Source organism: Agromyces sp. PvR057 (genome assembly GCF_040547485.1).
Classification (GTDB): domain Bacteria; phylum Actinomycetota; class Actinomycetes; order Actinomycetales; family Microbacteriaceae; genus Agromyces.
In genome coordinates, this window is the sequence record NZ_JBEPPT010000001.1 from 1,077,141 (window position 1) to 1,095,128 (window position 17,988).

Here is a 17,988-nt window from a genome sequence, read left to right on the forward strand (position 1 = left end):
GCTGCCCGCGTCCGTGCGGGAGACCTCTCGACTCAGACAGGAACGACATGCGAACTCCCACTCTCACGCGCACGCGGCTCGCGACCGCGATCGCCGGGGTCGGTCTGCTGCTGGCGGCGTTGATCCCCGCCACGATCGCCAATGCCGCAGAGCCCTGCGCCCCGGCGTGGAACGCGACGACCGCCTACGCCGGCGGCGCCACGGCGTCGTACCAGGGCACCAACTACACCTCGAAGTGGTGGACCGAGAACAACGTGCCGGGCACCGAGCAGTGGGGCCCGTGGGCGAGCAACGGCGCGTGCGGCACGACCCCGACGCCGACGCCGACCCCCACCCCGACGCCGACGCCGACCCCGACGCCGACCCCGACGCCGACCCCCACGCCCACCCCGACGCCCACCCCGACCCCCGAGCCCGGCACCCCGTGGACCTCGAACCGCGACGAGAAGTGCCGCCCCGACGGCCTGTACCAGACCCCCGGCGTCGACGTGCCGTACTGCACCATCTACGACGAGCAGGGCCGTGAGAAGCTGCCGAACGGGTTGAAGAACCGCGTCATCGGCTACTTCACGAGCTGGCGCACGGGGGCGAACGGCGCCCCCAGCTACCTCGCGAGCGACATCCCGTGGACCAAGCTCAGCCACATCAACTACGCCTTCGCCCACATCGACGGGCAGGGCAAGGTCTCGGTGAACCAGACCGTCGCCGGCAACGCCTCGACGGACCTCACCTGGCCCGGCGTCGCAGGCGCCGAGATGGACCCGACGCTGCCGTACACGGGGCACTTCAACCTCCTCACGAAGTACAAGAAGGCGAACCCGGGCGTGAAGGCGCTCGTCTCCGTCGGCGGCTGGGCCGAGACCGGAGGCCACTTCGATGCAGCCGGCAACCGTGTCGCCGATGGCGGCTTCTACGCCATGACCGACTCGCAGGCCAAGATCGACACCTTCGCCGACTCGGCCGTGCAGTTCATCCGCACCTACGGCTTCGACGGCGTCGACATCGACTACGAGTACGCGAACAGCAACGGCAAGGCCGGCAGCCCCGACGACTTCTCGTTCTCCGAGCCGCGCCGTGCCAAGCTCTGGGCCGGCTACGAGTCGCTCATGAAGACGCTGCGCGAGAAGCTCGACCGCGCGGGCGCCGCCGACGGCACGCACTACCTGCTCACGGTCGCGGCGCCGGCATCCGGCTGGCTGCTGCGCGGCGCCGAGGTCTACCAGGTGACCCCGTACCTCGACTACGTCAACATCATGAGCTACGACCTGCACGGCTCGTGGAACGACTACGTCGGCGGCAACGGCCCGCTCTTCGATGACGGCAAGGACCCCGAGCTCGCCGCCGGCGGCGTGTACAACGCCTATGCGAACATCGGATACCTCAACACCGACTGGGCGTACCACTACTTCCGCGGCGCGATGCCGGCCGGCCGCATCAACGTGGGCCTGCCGTTCTACACGCGCGGCTGGGACGGCGTCCAGGGCGGAACGAACGGCCTCTCCGGCTCTGCGCCGCTCGCCGACCAGACGAAGTGCCCCGCGGGCACCGGACCTTCGAACGGCGGCACCTCCAAGTGCGGCAACGGGGCGATCGGCATCAACAACCTGTGGCACGACCTCGACAAGACCGGCGACGAGGTCGGCGCCGGAGCGAACCCGATCTGGCACGTGCTGAACCTGCAGAAGGGCGTCGTCGGCGACTACACGTCCGCCTACGGTGCGCCGGCGACGCTCACCGGAACGTACACGCACCACTTCGACTCGGTGACGAAGACCGAGTGGTGGTGGAACGCGACCACGAAGACGTTCCTGTCGGGCGACTCGAACCAGGCGATCGCGGCGAAGGCCGACTACATCGCCGACAACGGCATCGGCGGCGCCATGATCTGGGAGCTCGCAGGCGACTACGAGTACAACGCCCAGAAGGGGCAGTACGAGATGGGATCGACCCTCGTGTCGCTGCTGCACGACCGCTTCGCGACGTCGACGCCGTACGACGCGACGAAAGCCAACGTCGCGATGCCGACGAAGGCGATCGACCTGCAGGTGTCGTTCGGCGAGTTCGCGCTCGGCGACAACAACTACCCGATCAACCCGAAGGCGACCTTCACGAACAGGTCGAAGACTGCCATCCCGGCGGGTGCGACGATCACGTTCGACACCGCGACGAGCGACACCGGCGCGTTGGGGGAGCAGGGCGGCTGGGGCATCACCAAGGTGTCGAGCGACCACACCGGTTCGAACGTCGGAGGACTGAAGGGCGACTTCCACACGTACTCGGTCAAGGTCCCCGCCGGCGGCATTCCCGCGGGCGGCAGCGTCTCGACGAAGTTCTCCTGGCGCCTTCCGATGACGCAGATCTCGAACCTGCGCGTGAAGATCGGCACCGAGACGTTCGCGGCCCTCTATGACCTGCCTCGCGGCGTCACGGTCGTCGAACCCGGCCCCGGCTCGGGCGGCGGAACGGGAGGCGGCGGCGGAACGGGCACCTGCGACGCCGCAGCGTGGAGCGCCTCGGCGATCTACACGGGCGGCCAGCAGGTGTCGTACGGCGGCTTCGAGTACACGGCCAAGTGGTGGACCCAGGGCAACACGCCGGGCACCAACGACGTGTGGGGCACTGCGACGGCCTGCTGATCGCATCCGGGCGACGCCCTCCTCGTCGTCGTCCGGATGCCGCGGGCGGGGGCGCGTCCATCGCCCCCGCTCGCGCCGGCGGCGGCCCGACACGGCACGTCGACGCCGTGGCCGCCACCTCACCGGAGCCGAGTACGTAGCCCTACGTACTCGGCTCCGAGTCGTCGTGGCGAAGATGTGGATCGTGCGGACGCCGCGCCGCGGCATCCGCTCGTACCGTGACCTCGAGGGGCGCGACCGCGCCCGATCCTCCCTCGACGAAGGACACCATGCAGAGACAGAGAAGCACGCGACGGGGCATGCGCACCGCGCTCGCCGCCCTCGCCACCGGCGCACTCGTCGCCGGTCTCGCCGCGGTCGGTGCTGCGGCGCCGGCCGTCGCCGCCCCCGAGACGGCGCCGAGCGCGGTCAACGGCTACCGCAACGTCGGCTACTTCGCCCAGTGGGGCGTCTACGGCCGCGCCTTCCAGGCGAAGCAGCTCGAGACCTCGGGCACCGCTGCCGACCTCACCCACATCAACTACTCGTTCGGCAACATCAACCACCAGACCCTCGAGTGCTTCATCGCGAACAAGGCGCAGGGCACGGGGCCGAACGGCTCCGACGGCGCGGGCGACGCATGGGCCGACTTCGGCATGGGCTACACGGCGGCGAACTCCGTCGCGGGCGTCGCCGACACCTGGGACCAGAAGCTCGCGGGCTCGTTCAACCAGCTGAAGCAGCTGAAGGCGAAGCATCCGAAGCTCAAGGTCATGATCTCGCTCGGCGGTTGGACCTGGTCGAAGAACTTCTCGAAGGCCGCGGCGACGGATGCCTCGCGCAAGAAGTTCGTGAAGAGCTGCGTCGACCTCTACCTGCGCGGCAACCTGCCCGTGATCGACGGTCGCGGCGGCACGGGTGCGGCCGCGGGCGTCTTCGACGGCATCGACATCGACTGGGAGTGGCCAGGATCGCAGAACGGCGAAGTCGGCAACTTCGTCGACGAGGTCAACGACAAGGCGAACTTCACGCTGCTGCTCAAGGAGTTCCGCACCCAGGTCGATGCGCTGACGGCTGAGAACGGACACCCGTACCAGCTCTCCGCGTTCCTGCCCGCGAATCCCGCCGACATCGCGTCCGGCGGTTGGAACGACCCCGAGAAGTTCCGCTACCTCGACTACGGCAACATCCAGGGCTACGACCTGCACGGCGCGTGGAACCCCACGCTCGCCGGCCACCAGGCCAACCTGTTCGACGACCCCGCTGACACCAGGGCTCCGGCGCAGCGGTTCAGCGTCGACAAGGCCGTCAAGGAGTACCTGAAGACGGGCATCGACCCGAAGCAGCTCGGCATCGGCCTCGCCGCGTACGGGCGCGGCTGGCAGGGCGTGAAGTCCTCCAACGCCTGGAGCGCGTCGACGGATGCCGCTCCCGGCACGTGGGAGAAGGGCAACGAGGACTACGACAAGCTGAAGACCCTCGGCACCGAGTACTACGACGCGGCGCTCGGCGCGGCGTGGCGGTACGACGGCAACCAGTGGTGGAGCTACGACAGCGTCAAGTCAACGACGCGCAAGGCGCAGTACATCGTCGACCTGGGCCTCGGCGGCGGCATGTGGTGGGAGCTCGACGGCGACCGCAACGGCGAGCTCATCGGCACCCTCGCAGACAAGCTCCGCGCGGCCGAGCCCGGACCGGCGACCGACCCCGTCGGCACCACCGACCCGACGGATCCGACCGATCCGACCGATCCGACCGATCCCACGGATCCGACCGACCCGGGCGACTGCGACGCAGCGGCCTGGAACGCAGCGACCGTCTACACGGGCGGCCAGAAGGTGTCGTACAACGGCTCCGAGTACTCGGCGAAGTGGTGGACGCAGGGCAACGCCCCGGGAACCAGCGACGTCTGGGCCCTCGTCGCCGCCTGCACGACGGATCCGACGGATCCGACGGATCCGACGGATCCGACCGAGCCCACCGACCCGACCGACCCCGGCACCTGCGCGGCAGCGGCCTGGGCCGCGTCGACCGCCTACAGCAGCGGAGCGGTCGTGAGCTACGGCGGCTCGACCTACAAGGCCAAGTGGTGGACGCAGAACAACACCCCTGGCGCCGAGCAGTGGGGCCCGTGGGCCCTCCAGGGTGCGTGCTGACGTCCCGTCCGACGGTCGAGTAGCGCGACGCGCGCCTCGAGGCCGGCACCCCTGAACGACCGGATGCCCCGGAGCGAGTTCGCTCCGGGGCATCCGTCGTTCCTGGCGAGGCCGCGTCAGGCGCGGCATCCGCTCAACCGAAGCGGCCGGAGACGTAGTCCTCCGTGGCCTTCACCGACGGGTTCGAGAAGATCGTCGTGGTGTCGGCGTACTCGATGAGCTTGCCGGGCTTGCCGGTGCCGGCGATGTTGAAGAACGCGGTGCGGTCGCTGACACGCGAGGCCTGCTGCATGTTGTGCGTCACGATCACGATCGTGTACTGCAGCTTGAGCTCCTCGATGAGGTCCTCGATGGCGAGGGTCGAGATCGGGTCGAGCGCCGAGCACGGCTCGTCCATGAGGATGACCTCGGGCGAGACGGCGATCGTGCGCGCGATGCAGAGACGCTGCTGCTGGCCGCCCGAGAGGCCCGAACCCGGGCGGTCGAGACGGTCCTTCACCTCGTTCCAGAGGTTCGCGCCGCGGAGCGACTTCTCGACGAGCTCGTCGGCGTCGGACTTCGAGATGCGCTTGTTGTTCAACCGCACGCCGGCGAGGACGTTCTCCTTGATCGACATCGTCGGGAACGGGTTCGGGCGCTGGAACACCATGCCCACCTGGCGCCGCACGAGCACCGGGTCGACCGCGGCGTCGTAGAGGTTGTTGCCGTCGATGAGCACCTCGCCCTGCACGCGGGCGCCGGGGATGACCTCGTGCATGCGGTTCAGGGTGCGGAGGAACGTCGACTTGCCGCAGCCCGACGGGCCGATGAAGGCCGTCACCGTTCGGGGCTCGATCTCGAGCGAGACGCCCTCGACCGCGAGGAAACTGCTGTAGTAGACGTTCAGGTCGTTGACTTCGATGCGCTTGGACACTGGGAGCTTCGCTTCTCTCTGGGCTCGGGAGGGGTTCAGGTCTGGATGGGCCGGGCGTCAGCGGCCGGTCTTCGGCGAGAAGACCTTGGCGACGACGCGGGCGATGACGTTGAGCAGGGCGACGATGAGGATCAGCGTGAGCGCGCCGGCCCATGCCCGGTCGATGTACGCCTGGGCGTCGGCGCCCTGGTTGGCGTACTGGGTGTAGACGAACACGGGGAGGGTCATCATCCGCTCGGAGAACAGGTTGTAGTTCATGCTCGTCGTGAAGCCCGCGATGATGAGCAGCGGCGCAGTCTCGCCGATGACGCGGGCGATCGAGATCATGATGCCCGTGATGATGCCCGCGATCGACGTGGGCAGCACCACCTTGAGGATCGTGAGCCACTTGGGCACGCCGAGGGCGTATGAGGCCTCGCGCAGCTCGTTCGGCACGAGCTTCAGCATCTCCTCGCTCGAGCGCACGACCACGGGGATCATGAGCACCGAGAGGGCGACCGAGCCGCCGAACCCGAAGCGGATGCCGGGGTCGTCGGTGATGAGCGCGAACAGCGCGAACGCGAAGAGGCCGGCGACGATCGACGGGATGCCCGTCATGACGTCGACGAAGAACGTGATGCCGTGCTTCAGGCGGCCGCGACCGTACTCGACCAGGTAGATCGCGGCGAGCAGGCCGACGGGCACGGAGATGAGCGTGGCCATCCCGGTCACGAGCAGCGTGCCGACGATCGCGTGCAGCGCGCCGCCGCCCGGGCCGACGACGTTGCGCATCGACTCGCTGAAGAACTGGATGTCGAAGCGGGGCAGGCCGTTCACGAGGGTCGTCCACGCGACCGAGATGAGCGGCAGCAGGGCGATCGTGAACGCGGTCGCCACGAGCGCGGTCACGAACCGGTCGGCCGCCTTGCGGGGACCTTCGACGGCGCGGGAGAGCACCCAGATGACGACGACGTAGGCGACGACGCCGAGGAACACGGCGGCCACGATGTTGAAGTCGGTGCCGCCCGCGATCGCGACCATCGCGAAGATCGCCGACATCACCGCGATGCACGCGACGAGCACGTAGACCGACGCGTAGCGGGGGAGCTTGCCGGCCGTCAGCGAGTTGGAGACCGGCGTGCCGACCGGCGACTTCGGGGGCGAGGTGACGACGCTCATCAGTTGGCTCCCGAGAATTCCTTGCGCCGGTCCACGATGTACCGGGCGATCATGTTGACGGCGAGGGTGATCACGAAGAGGATCAGGCCCGTCGCGATGAGGATGTTGACCCCGATGCCGTGCGCCTCGGGGAAGTTCAGGGCGATGTTCGCGGCGATGGTGGTCGGGTTCTGCGACTGCAGCAGGGCGAACGAGATGATCGACGCCGGCGAGAGCACCATCGCCACCACCATCGTCTCGCCGAGTGCGCGACCGAGGCCCAGCATGGACGCCGAGATGATGCCCGGACGGCCGAACGGCAGCACCGCGAGCTTGATCATCTCCCAGCGGGTCGCGCCGAGCGCGAGGGCGGCCTCCTCGTGGAGCACCGGGGTCTGCAGGAAGACCTCGCGGCAGAGCGCGGTGATGATGGGCAGCACCATGACCGCGAGCACGACGGCCACGGTGAGGATCGTGCGGCCGGTGCCCGAGACCGGGCCGGCGAAGAGCGGGAACCAGCCGAACCACTCGGTGAGGCTGGTGTAGAAGGGCTGCACGGCCGGGGCGAGCACGGAGATGCCCCAGAGGCCGAAGACCACCGAGGGCACTGCGGCGAGCAGGTCGATGACGTAGCCGAGGCCCTGCGCGAGGCGGCGCGGGGCGTAGTGCGAGATGAACAGCGCGATGCCGAGGGCGATCGGGATCGCCATGATCAGCGCGAGGGCCGCGGCCCAGAGCGTGCCGAAGACGAGCGGCCCGACGTACTGCCAGAAGTTGTCGGCGTCGCCCTTGAAGTCGTCGGGCTCCGCGGTGAAGGCCGGCAGCGCCTGGGCGAGGAGGAAGATCGCCACGGCGGCGAGGGTGACGAGGATGAGCGTTCCGGCCACGACCGTGGCGGTCGAGAACACCCGGTCTCCGGGTCGGGGTTTCGCTGTGATCGCGGATGCCGGTGGGGCTGACGTCATGGCCGGGTCTTCCTGCGTGGATCGGTGGAGAACGGATGCGACGCACGGGCGAGTGCCTGTGCGCCAAGCCTGCCCGACCCGGTCACCGCGCGCAATGGCGGGCGACCGGGCCGGGCAGCGGGTGTTACTTGACGGTCTCGAGCGCTGCCGCGACCTTGTCCGACAGGTCGGACGAGAGCGGAGCCGAACCGGCCTGCTCGGCGGCGACGGACTGGCCGTCGGCGCTGGCGATGTAGCTGATGTACGACTTCACGAGCTCGCCCTGCGCGGCGTCGGCGTACTCCTGGCAGACGATCGCGTAGCTCACGAGCACGAGCGGGTAGTGCGTCGGGTCGGTCGTGGTGCGGTCGAGCGCGATCGCGAGGTCGTTCGCCTCGCGGCCCTCGACGAGCGGCGACTCGGCGACGACGGCGGCAGCGGCCTCGGCCGTGTAGCCGACGAACTCGCCGCCGACCTCGAGGTTCGCGACACCGAGGTCACCGGCGCGCGAGGCGTCGGCGTAGCCGATCGTGTTGACGCCGTTGGTGACGGCGTCGACGACGCCGGACGTGCCCTGAGCGCCCTCGCCGGTCTGGTAGGGGAACGGGTCGGCCGGCTCGGCGTCCCACACGTCGGGCGCGGTCTGGAAGAGGTAGTCCGCGAAGTTCTTCGTGGTGCCCGAGTCGTCGGAGCGGTGCACGGCGGTGATGTTCGCCGCGGGCAGGGTCGCGTCGGGGTTGAGCGCGACGATCGCCGGGTCGTTCCAGGTCGTGATCTCGCCCTTGAAGATCTTCGCGATCGTGGCGGAGTCGAGGTTCAGCTCGTCGACGCCGTCGATGTTGAAGATGAGCGCGATCGGGGAGATGTAGACCGGGAGGTCGATCGCCGCGGTGTCGGGGGCGCAGGAGCCGAACTCGCCCGCGAGCTCCTCGTCCTTCAGGTACGAGTCGGAGCCCGCGAAGTCCACGCCGCCGGCGATGAAGGTCTCGCGACCGGCGCCGGAGCCCGACGGGTCGTAGTTGATCGTGACGCCGGTGTTGGCCGTCTGGAAGGCCGCGATCCAGGCCTCCTGGGCGCTGCCCTGCGACGACGCGCCGGCTGCGTTGATGGTGCCCGAGAGCGTCGAGGCCGACTCTTCGGGAGCGGAGGAGCCGCTTTCGTTCGTGGCACAGGAGCTGAGCGCGAGCGCAGCCGTGATGGCGACGACGGCGGGCACGCCGAAACGCTTGAGGTTCACGTGAGGTTCCCTTCCGGGGATTGAGTGCAGGTTGGGGCCGGGTGCCGACCCGCCTGCGAGGCTATGCAGCCCGCCTTACGAGCTTGCGCCACAGCGGTGAACGGAAGGTGAACGACCGCTGTCCGGTGCGGAAGTCCCGCGGATTTCCGCGGATCTCGATGCGCCGGCCCCGCCTCATGCCTCGGAAGGGAAGGTGTGTCAGACCTTCGGGGCGTGGGTCTCGATCGCGATGACGCCCGACCCCGAGTTCGTCTTCGAGACGTGCACGACGCTGAATCCGCCGGGCTCGAGCTCGGCGGCGTCCGTCACGTAGGAGCCCAACGGGGTCGAGGTCGCGAGCGAGATCTCGCGGATGATCTCGGGGAGCACCGGCCCGTGGCTGCACAGCACGGCCGTGCGGCCCGAGCGGACGCGCTTGCCGACCACGCCGCGGATGTCGGCGTCGCCGCTCGCCCACGCGTCTTCACTGATGCCGGGCCGCAGCTTGACCTTGATCGACGTCGCCGCCGAGAGCGGGCGCACGGTCGTGATGCAGCGGATCGCGGGACTCGAGACGATGCGCTCCGGCCGCCACGCGGCGAGCGTGTCGGCCAGCGCCGCGGCCTGCGACACGCCCCTCGCCGTGAGGGGGCGGGCGGCGTCGGCGCCCTTCCAGGCGCTGCGCGCGAGCGCCTTGCCGTGGCGGACCAGCAGCAGCGCGAACGTGCTCGTGACGCCCTGTTCGACGAGCGCGGCGAAGTTCTCGAGGATCTCGACATCCGGTGCGTAGGTCAGGTAGCCGCGTGCGCGCTTGATGGTGACCCACTCGAGCGCGGCGACCTCGGAGTTGGGCTTGAACGTCGACTGCTGCAGCGCGTGGTCGCCGACCTCGCCCGCCCAGTAGTGCACGACCTTCTCGCGCCCGCTCGGCATGACGTAGCGCGAGACGCCGAGCGGCACCCCGAGCGCGATGGCGAGCCCGGTCTCCTCCTGGATCTCGCGCACCGCCGTCTGCGGCAGCGTCTCGCCCGGATCGACCTTGCCCTTCGGGATGGTCACGTCGCCGTGCACGGTGCGGTGGATGAGCAGCACGTGCATGCGGCCGTCGATGATGCGCCAGCACACGGCGCCGGCGGCGTACACCGCCGTCTCGGCGCTCATCGACGCTGGCCCGAGCGACTGCTGCGCTGGCCGATCTCGACCATGAGGGACGACTGCATGTCCTCGAGCGGATGTCCCGACTCGTCGACCGCGTGCCTGGTCCACGTGCCGTCGCTGTCGAGGTGCCACGACGTCGTCGAGTCGCTCATCGCCTGGTCGAACAGGCCGTTCACCTCGGTGATGTGACTGGGATCGGTGAGGCGAACGAGCGCCTCGACGCGACGGTCGAGGTTGCGGTGCATCATGTCGGCGGAGCCGATGTGGATCTGAGGGTCGCCCGCGTTCGTGAACGAGAAGATGCGCGAGTGCTCGAGGTAGCGCCCGAGCATCGAGCGCACGGTGATGTTCTCGCTGAGACCGGGGATGCCGGGGCGCAGGCTGCAGATGCCGCGCACCCACACCTCGACCTTCACGCCCGCGTTCGAGGCGCGGTAGAGCGCGTCGATGATGGCTTCGTCGACCATCGAGTTGACCTTGATCCGGATGCCGGCCGGCTTGCCCGCCTTGGCATTGGAGACCTCCGCCGCGATCTGCTTCAGGAGTCCCTTGCGCAGGTGCAGCGGTGCGACGAGGAGGCGCTTGAACTTCTTCTCGATCGCGTACCCCGACAGCTCGTTGAACAGGCGCGTGAGGTCCTTGCCGACCTGGTCGTCTGCGGTGAGCAGGCCGAGGTCCTCGTAGACCCGGCTCGTCTTGGGGTTGTAGTTTCCCGTGCCGATGTGGGAGTAGTGCCGCAGGGTGCCCTTCTCCTGTCGGATCACGAGGGCGAGCTTGCAGTGGGTCTTGAGCCCGACGAGCCCGTAGACCACGTGCACGCCGGCCTTCTCGAGCTTGCGCGCCCAGGTGATGTTCGCCTGCTCGTCGAAGCGCGCCTTGATCTCGACGAGGGCGAGCACCTGCTTGCCGGACTCGGCGGCGTCGATGAGCGCCTCGACGATGGGGCTGTCGCCCGACGTGCGGTACAGCGTCTGCTTGATGGCGAGCACGTCGGGATCGGCGGCGGCCTGCTCGAGGAACGCCTGCACGCTCGTGGCGAACGATTCGTACGGGTGGTGCAGCAGCACGTCGCGTCGCGAGACGGCCTTGAAGATGTCGGCGCGGAGGTTCGTGTCGGAGGGCTGCAGCTGCTGGGCCGTCACGGGCACGTGGATCGGGTAGTGCAGTTCGGGGCGGTCGAGTCGCGAGAGGTCGAAGAGCCCGCCGAGGTCGAGCGGCGCCGGGAGGCGGAAGACCTCCTGGTCGGTCACGTCGAGCTCGCGCACGAGCAGGCCGAGGGTGACCTCGTCCATGTCCTCGGTGACCTCGAGGCGGATGGGCGGACCGAACCGGCGTCGCAGCAGCTCCTTCTCGAGCGCCTTGATGAGGTTCTCGGTCTCGTCCTCCTCGATCTCGACGTCTTCGTTGCGCGTGACGCGGAACACGTGGTGCTCGAGGATCTCCATGCCGGGGAAGAGGTCGCCGAGGTGGTTGGCGATGAGGTCTTCGAGGGTGATGTACCTGGCGTTCTCGATCGACTCGGTCGGGTCGACGCGGACGAAGCGGGGCAGCATCTGCGGCACCTTGACGCGGGCGAACTCCTGCCGGCCCGTGCGCGAGTTGCGCACGCGCACCGAGAGGTTCAGCGAGAGCCCGGAGATGTAGGGGAACGGATGCGCCGGGTCGACCGCGAGCGGCATCAGCACGGGGAAGATCTGGCTCGAGAAGTAGTCGCGAAGGTGGTCGCGCGCGTCGTCGCCGAGCGCGTCCCACGTGATCACGTGGATGCCCGCCTCGGCGAGCGTCGGCTTGACGAGGTCCTGGTAGACGGCGGCGTGCCTGGACTGCAGCTCGTGCGCCTGCTTCGAGACGTCGTTCAGCACGTCGACCGGGGCGCGTCCCACGTTCGTCGGCACCGCGAGTCCGGTGATGATGCGCCGCTTGAGCCCCGCCACGCGGACCATGAAGAACTCGTCGAGGTTCGAGGCGAAGATCGCGAGGAAGTGGGCGCGCTCGAGCACGGGGAGCGTGGGGTCCTCGGCGAGTTCGAGCACCCGCTTGTTGAAGGCGAGCCAGCTGAGTTCGCGATCGAGGTAGCGCTCGGCAGGCAGGTCGGGTGCGCCCTCGATGTCGAACGGTTCGAAGTCGTCGTCGAAGTCGCTCGACGTGCGGTCTTCGTCGAGGGCGCTGTCCGTGGTCATCCCCTCATAATGCCATTCGAGGCTCGTCGGGCGATGAACACCGTGTCAACGGGTCGTGACGGGGGCGCCTTCGTCGTCTTCGTGCACGTTGAACCGGTAGCCGACGTTGCGGACCGTGCCGATGAGGCTGTCGAGGTCGCCGAGCTTGGCGCGCAGGCGCCGCACGTGCACGTCGACCGTGCGGGTGCCGCCGAAGTAGTCGTAGCCCCACACCTCGCTGAGCAGCTGCTCTCGTGTGAACACGCGGGACGGATGCGCCGCGAGGAATCGCAGGAGCTCGAACTCCTTGTAGGTGAGGTCGAGCGTTCGACCGTGCACCTTGGCCGAGTAGCTGGCCTCGTCGATCACGACGCCGGACGTCTGGATGCGCTCGGAGGGCTGGGTCGCCGCCGCGCGTCCGAGCGCGAGCCGGATGCGCGCGTCGACCTCGGCCGGGCCGGCCTGGTCGAGCACGACGTCGTCGACGCCCCAGTCGGGCGTCACGGCGGTGAGGCCGCCCTCGGTGACGATGAGCAGCAGCGGGGATGAGAGGCCCGTGGTGCGCAGGATCTGCGACAGGGCCTTCGCCGCCGCGAGGTTCGTTCGCGCGTCGAGGAACACGAGGTCCGATTCGGGCGCTCTGACCAGCTGCTCAGGCGAAGCGGGGATGATCCGCGTTCGGTGAGTCAGAAGTGAAAGCGCCGGAAGAACTTCTTCGTTAGCCGCCGGCGACAGGATCAGCAACTGCGCCACGCACACACTCCAGGAGTAAGGTTCACCAAATACTACGGGACAGCACGAGCCCGACGTTGACACGAAGAGGATGACATGCGCGCGGAGACCGAATCGAACGGGGGCTGGCTCTCCATCGGCGTCGTCTGGGCGATCGCGCTCGTGGGCTCCGTCATCGTGATCTCGCTCGCCTACGGCGGCACTCGGGCCTGGTTCGGCGATGCCGATGCGCTCGGCGTCTACGACGCGCTCGGCGTCGTGCTCGCGACGAGCGTGGTCGGGGCGCTCGCGGCGCAGCTCGCGACGCGCCGCCCGCCGGGCTTCGTCGTGCGGGCGAGTGCGAGCGTCGGCGGCGCGGCGCTCGTCGTCGCGCTCGCCGCGCTCGTCGTGGCGCCGACTCTGTCCGCCTGAGCGGCCGACACCGTCGCACCGAGCGGCCGACACCGTCGCACCGAGCGGCCGACACCGTCGCACCGAGCGGATAGACTCTGAGCATGTCGCAGCTGCTCGCCCTCGAACTCCTCTTCATCGGTCTGCTCGGTCTCGCGAGCCTCGCGATCGCATGGATCAGCGGCGTCGTGGTCTACAAGCTGTTCAAGGGGCAGCGCTAGGCGCATGATCGACCTTCCCGTCGACCTGCCGGCCGAGCTCGTCCCGCTCTCGTGGCTCCTCGGAGTCTGGGAGGGCTCGGGCGTGATCGACTACGCGGTCGGCGACGAGCGCGTCACGCATGAGTTCGGACAGCGCATCAGCTTCAGCCACGACGGCCTCCCGCACCTGAACTACACGTCGTACACGTGGTTGTTCCCGGTCGATCCCGACGGCGAACCGCGTCCGCTCGCGACCGAGACCGGGTACTGGCGCATCGCGCGCGAGCTCGGCGAAGGAGATCCGGGCCCCGCCATGCTGCCCGGTGTCGGTGAGCCCCGCTACCGCACCGCCGACGACGTCGAGACGCTCCGCAACGCCGACGGCGGGTTCGGCCTCGAGGTCTCGCTCGTGCATCCGGGCGGCGTCTCCGAGCTCTACCTCGGGCAGGTGAAGGGTCCGCGCATCGACCTCGCGACCGACGCGGTCCTGCGCGGCGCCGGCGCGAAGGACTACGCGGCCGCCACCCGCCTCTACGGACTGGTCGAGGGGCACCTGCTCTGGGCCTGGGACATCGCCGCTCTCGGCCAGGACCTCCGCACCCACGCCTCGGCCCGCCTCGCGAAGGTCGACTGATGACCGCGTCGCCCTTCCTCTCGCTCCCGGGGGCCGTGCCCGCCGAGGGCGTCGACTCCGTCGCCGGCCCCGGCCACTACGGCAACCCGATCGTCGAGCAGCGTCACCTCGAACGAGGCACCGCGATCGTCGACCTCTCCGATCGCGGCATCGTCACGGTCACCGGGCCCGACCGGCTGTCATGGCTGCACTCCATGGCCAGCCAGTCGCTCGCCCGGCTGCGTCCCGGCGACAGCGCCGAGGCGCTCTTCCTCGATGCTTCCGGTCGCATCGAGCACGTGGTCCACGCGGTCGACGACGGCGAGACCGCCTGGCTCATCGTCGAGGGCTCGGATGCCGCACCGCTGGCGTCGTTTCTCGACCGCATGCGCTTCATGCTGCGCGTCGAGGTCGCCGATCGCTCAGGCGAGTTCGGCGTGCTCGGAGCGATGGCCGCCTCCGCGCTCGACGCGGCCGTCCCGGCGGCCTCGCCGGCCGGCGTCGCCCTCGACTGGATCGACCCGTGGTCGACGCGCATCCCCGGCACGCATCGCTATGCGCGCGACGCGGGGCACCCGGCATCCGACTGGCACTTCATCGAACGCATCGTCGCCCGCGACGCGCTCGCCGAGGCCGCCGCGGCCGTCCGCGCGGGCCGCGTCGAGGTCGCCGGATCCCTCGCGGCAGAGGCCCTGCGCATCGCCGCGTGGCGGCCGCGCCTCGCGACCGAGGTCGACGAGCGCAGCCTGCCGCACGAACTCGACTGGCTGCAGAGCGCGGTCGACCTCGGCAAGGGCTGCTACAAGGGCCAGGAGACCGTCGCCAAGGTGCTGAACCTCGGGCGCCCGCCACGGCGACTCGTGCTGCTGCACCTCGACGGCAGCGACACCGTGCTGCCGGCCCCAGGCGACGAGGTCATCGGCGAGAGGGTCCGCCCCGAGCCGGCGCCGGGCGAGGCTCCCGAGCGGCGGGTCGTCGGGCACATCACCTCGAGCGCGATGCACCACGAGCTCGGCCCGGTCGCCCTCGCCGTCATCAAGCGGCAGGTGCCGGCCGAGCTCCCGCTCATCGTCGAGAGCCACGGCACGGATGTCGCGGCCGCCCAGGTCGAGATCGTTCCGGCCGATGCGGCCTCCGCCATCGACGTGCCGCGACTGCCGCGGCTCGGCGCGCGTCCCTGACCCGCGCCCTCAGTCGAGCGGAGCGACGGCCGACCACGGCACCGTCAGCTCGCCGAGCCTGGCCCGGCGCGGGCCGCCGACGATCGGCCACCCCTCGTGGCGCAGCGACGCGACGGTCGCGATCCACCGCTGCGACGGTCCGTAGACGGCCATCGCCGCGTGGGTGCGCCACGCCAGGTCGAGGTCGCCGAGCAGGGCATGGATGCGTTCGCCGGGAACGTTGCGGTGGATGAGCGCCTTGGGCAGCCGCTCGGCGACGACCGAGGGCAGGTCGAGCCCCGAGCGGCGCAGGCTCACGGTGAAGGTGCGGGGACCCGACGTCCCGATGCCGACCCAGCTCGACACCCGGCCGAGCTCGTCGCAGGTTCCCTCGACGAGCAGGCCCCCGGGCGCGAGCCTCGACTGCATCAACGCCCAGGCCGCTGCGACCTCCGACTCGTCGTACTGCCGCAGCACGTTGAATGCGCGGATCACCGCGGGCCTGGCGCCGTCGGCGACCGGGACCTCGAACCCGCCGACCGCGAAGTCGACGTGGAGTCGTGCGGGGAAGTGCAGTTCGCCGGAGCGCACCTTGGCGAGCTGCTCCCGTGCGACGCGCACCCGCTCCGGCTCGATCTCGAGGCCGAGCACGCGGACGCCCGGGCGCACGTGCACCAGTCGAGAGGCGAGCTCCAGCGTCGTGACGCCGCTCGCCCCGTACCCGAGGTCCACGACGAACGGGTCGACGGCGTGCAGGAGCGCCGGGTGCGCCGCGATCCAGCGATCGACGCGGCGCAGGCGGTTGGTGTTCGTGGTGCCGCGTGTGACGGTGCCCACGCGCTGCCCGGGTCGAAGCCGCCGAGGGTGGGGCGAGGCATCCGCGGGCATGCGTCAAGTCTGCCAGCCTCGTGCGGCTGCGGCATCCGCCCCACGTGACGCCGATCGTCGGGCGTCGAAGACGGAGGATGCCTCACGGCTAGGCTGGTGGCATGCCTCACACCCTCGTGCTGCTTCGCCACGGCAACAGCGAATGGAATCAGAAGAACCTCTTCACCGGTTGGGTCGACGTCCGGCTCAGCGAACTCGGCCGCACCGAGGCCGCCCGCGCGGGCGAGCTCCTCGCCGAGTCGGGCCTGCTGCCCGACGTGCTGCACACCTCCGTGCTCACCCGCGCCATCCAGACCGCGAACATCGCGCTCGACGTGGCCGACCGCGCCTGGATCGACGTGCGCCGCACCTGGCGCCTCAACGAGCGTCACTACGGCGCCCTGCAGGGCCTCGACAAGGCCGAGACGCTCGAGAAGTACGGTCCGGAGCAGTTCCAGCTCTGGCGTCGCTCGTTCGACGTGCCGCCGCCCGTGCTCGCAGACGACGCCGAGTACTCGCAGGTCGGCGACGCCCGCTATGCCGGCCTCTCCGACGACGAGCTGCCGCGCACCGAGTGCCTGAAGGACGTCATCGACCGCATGCTGCCCTACTGGCACGACGGCATCGTGCCCGACCTCGCGGCCGGCAAGACCGTGCTCGTCACGGCGCACGGCAACTCGCTGCGCGCGCTCGTCAAGCACCTCGACGGCATCAGCGACGACGACATCGCCGAGCTGAACATCCCCACCGGCATCCCGCTGGTCTACGAGCTCGGCGACGACTTCACGCCGCTCGCGGCCGGTCGGTACCTCGACCCGGAAGCCGCTGCGGCCGGCGCCGCCGCGGTCGCCGCGCAGGGCAAGAAGTAGTCGCACCGCGCCGCCGGTCCTGAACCGGTCGGGCGCGAGACGGACGAAGGGCGGGGGAGTGATCCCCCGCCCTTCGCCATGTCGTGCAAGCGGCCCGGCGCGGCGCGCCCTCGCCCGGGTCGGGCCGGCTCGTCGAGCCTCGGCTCAGAGACCCGCGCTGATGTCGGGGTCCCAGTCGCCGGTCACGAGGTACTGCACCTTCTTCGCGATCGAGACCGCGTGGTCTGCGAAGCGCTCGTGGTAGCGGCTCGCGAGGGTCGCGTCGACCGTGTCGGCGGCCTCGCCCTTCCACTTCTCGCCGAGCACGGTGTCGAAGACCGACAGGTGCAGGTCGTCGACCCGGTCGTCCTCGTTGCGGATCTCCTCGGCGAGCTTGACGTCTTCGGTGCGCAGCAGCTCGGTGAGCTTCTGCGCGATCTCGACGTCGAGTGCGCCCATGTCGGCGAACGTGCCGCGCAGCCGCTTGGGCACGACCTTGTCGGGGAACCGGTAGCGCGCGAGCTGCGCGATGTGGGTCGACATGTCGCCCATGCGCTCGAGGGAGGCGCTGATGCGCAGCGCGCTGACGACCGTCCGAAGGTCGCGGGCGACCGGCGACTGACGGGCGAGGATCGTGATGGCGAGCTCGTCGAGCTCGACGGCGGCCTGATCGATGCGGTGGTCGTCGGCGATCACCTCCTCGGCGAGGCTCACGTCGGACTCGTTGAACGCTCGCGTCGCCTTGTCGATCGACGTCGCGACGAGCTCGGCGATCTCGACGAGTCGCTCCTGGACTTCTCGAAGTTCCTGCTGGAACACCTCACGCATATACGAAACATCCTCTTTCGGGTGCGCGCGCTGCGCGCACGCGGGAACGGTC

Annotated in this window: 15 protein-coding genes; 6 read left to right on the forward strand and 9 right to left on the reverse strand. The window is 69.7% G+C overall.

Going from position 1 to position 17,988, the window contains the following annotated elements:
* Positions 1–47 precede the first annotated feature (47 nt).
* A complete protein-coding gene (locus ABIC29_RS04785) occupies positions 48–2,636 on the forward strand; it encodes a glycosyl hydrolase family 18 protein (protein ID WP_354243228.1) in 2,589 nt (862 codons plus the stop codon).
* Between the two features lie 269 nt (positions 2,637–2,905).
* Entirely contained in the window at positions 2,906–4,771 is a 1,866-nt protein-coding gene (locus tag ABIC29_RS04790; protein WP_354243230.1) for a glycosyl hydrolase family 18 protein, read from the forward strand.
* Positions 4,772–4,904: 133 nt separating this feature from the next.
* On the opposite strand, the gene pstB is transcribed toward ABIC29_RS04790, so the two are convergent.
* The 7 genes from pstB to ABIC29_RS04825 all read right to left on the reverse strand — a co-directional run bounded on the left by pstB (position 4,905) and on the right by ABIC29_RS04825 (position 13,051).
* Entirely contained in the window at positions 4,905–5,684 is a 780-nt protein-coding gene (gene pstB / locus ABIC29_RS04795) for a phosphate ABC transporter ATP-binding protein PstB (RefSeq protein ID WP_116081077.1), read from the reverse strand.
* Between the two features lie 57 nt (positions 5,685–5,741).
* Positions 5,742–6,842, reverse strand: a complete 1,101-nt coding sequence (pstA, locus tag ABIC29_RS04800) for a phosphate ABC transporter permease PstA (protein WP_116081078.1) — start codon at positions 6,840–6,842, stop codon at positions 5,742–5,744.
* Complete coding sequence (gene pstC, locus ABIC29_RS04805; RefSeq protein ID WP_116081079.1) at positions 6,842–7,786, reverse strand: phosphate ABC transporter permease subunit PstC; 945 nt, start codon at positions 7,784–7,786, stop codon at positions 6,842–6,844. The genes pstA and pstC overlap by 1 nt, the downstream gene beginning before the upstream one ends.
* 124 nt (positions 7,787–7,910) lie before the next feature.
* A complete protein-coding gene (gene pstS / locus ABIC29_RS04810; protein ID WP_116081080.1) occupies positions 7,911–9,002 on the reverse strand; it encodes a phosphate ABC transporter substrate-binding protein PstS in 1,092 nt (363 codons plus the stop codon).
* Between the two features lie 198 nt (positions 9,003–9,200).
* The gene (locus tag ABIC29_RS04815; protein WP_116081081.1) at positions 9,201–10,142 is read right to left on the reverse strand and encodes an NUDIX hydrolase; all 942 of its coding nucleotides are present in this window, start codon (positions 10,140–10,142) and stop codon (positions 9,201–9,203) included.
* On the reverse strand, positions 10,139–12,319 hold the full coding sequence (locus ABIC29_RS04820) for an RNA degradosome polyphosphate kinase (RefSeq protein ID WP_116081082.1): 2,181 nt from the start codon (positions 12,317–12,319) through the stop codon (positions 10,139–10,141). The genes ABIC29_RS04815 and ABIC29_RS04820 overlap by 4 nt, the downstream gene beginning before the upstream one ends.
* Before the next feature lie 45 nt (positions 12,320–12,364).
* Positions 12,365–13,051: a winged helix-turn-helix domain-containing protein gene (locus tag ABIC29_RS04825; RefSeq protein ID WP_116081083.1), complete on the reverse strand. Its 687-nt coding sequence runs from the start codon at positions 13,049–13,051 to the stop codon at positions 12,365–12,367.
* Between the two features lie 75 nt (positions 13,052–13,126).
* Between ABIC29_RS04825 and ABIC29_RS04830 the strand changes: the two genes are divergently transcribed.
* From ABIC29_RS04830 to ygfZ, 3 genes are all read left to right on the forward strand, one after another.
* Positions 13,127–13,441, forward strand: a complete 315-nt coding sequence (locus ABIC29_RS04830) for a hypothetical protein (protein ID WP_116081084.1) — start codon at positions 13,127–13,129, stop codon at positions 13,439–13,441.
* Between the two features lie 204 nt (positions 13,442–13,645).
* Complete coding sequence (locus ABIC29_RS04835; RefSeq protein WP_116081085.1) at positions 13,646–14,254, forward strand: nitrobindin family protein; 609 nt, start codon at positions 13,646–13,648, stop codon at positions 14,252–14,254.
* Positions 14,254–15,414: a CAF17-like 4Fe-4S cluster assembly/insertion protein YgfZ gene (gene ygfZ / locus ABIC29_RS04840; protein ID WP_116081086.1), complete on the forward strand. Its 1,161-nt coding sequence runs from the start codon at positions 14,254–14,256 to the stop codon at positions 15,412–15,414. Before ABIC29_RS04835 ends, ygfZ begins: the two co-directional genes overlap by 1 nt.
* 9 nt (positions 15,415–15,423) lie before the next feature.
* Here the strand turns inward: ygfZ and ABIC29_RS04845 are convergent, their stop codons facing one another.
* Positions 15,424–16,281, reverse strand: a complete 858-nt coding sequence (locus ABIC29_RS04845; protein WP_116081087.1) for a class I SAM-dependent methyltransferase — start codon at positions 16,279–16,281, stop codon at positions 15,424–15,426.
* A 101-nt stretch (positions 16,282–16,382) separates the two neighbouring features.
* Here ABIC29_RS04845 and ABIC29_RS04850 point away from each other — a divergent pair, with 101 nt between their 5' ends.
* Positions 16,383–17,129 (forward strand): phosphoglyceromutase, encoded by a 747-nt coding sequence (locus ABIC29_RS04850; protein WP_116081088.1) that lies wholly within the window; start codon positions 16,383–16,385, stop codon positions 17,127–17,129.
* Positions 17,130–17,273: 144 nt separating this feature from the next.
* Here the strand turns inward: ABIC29_RS04850 and phoU are convergent, their stop codons facing one another.
* Entirely contained in the window at positions 17,274–17,936 is a 663-nt protein-coding gene (gene phoU, locus ABIC29_RS04855) for a phosphate signaling complex protein PhoU (protein ID WP_116081089.1), read from the reverse strand.
* Between the last annotated feature and the right edge of the window lie 52 nt (positions 17,937–17,988).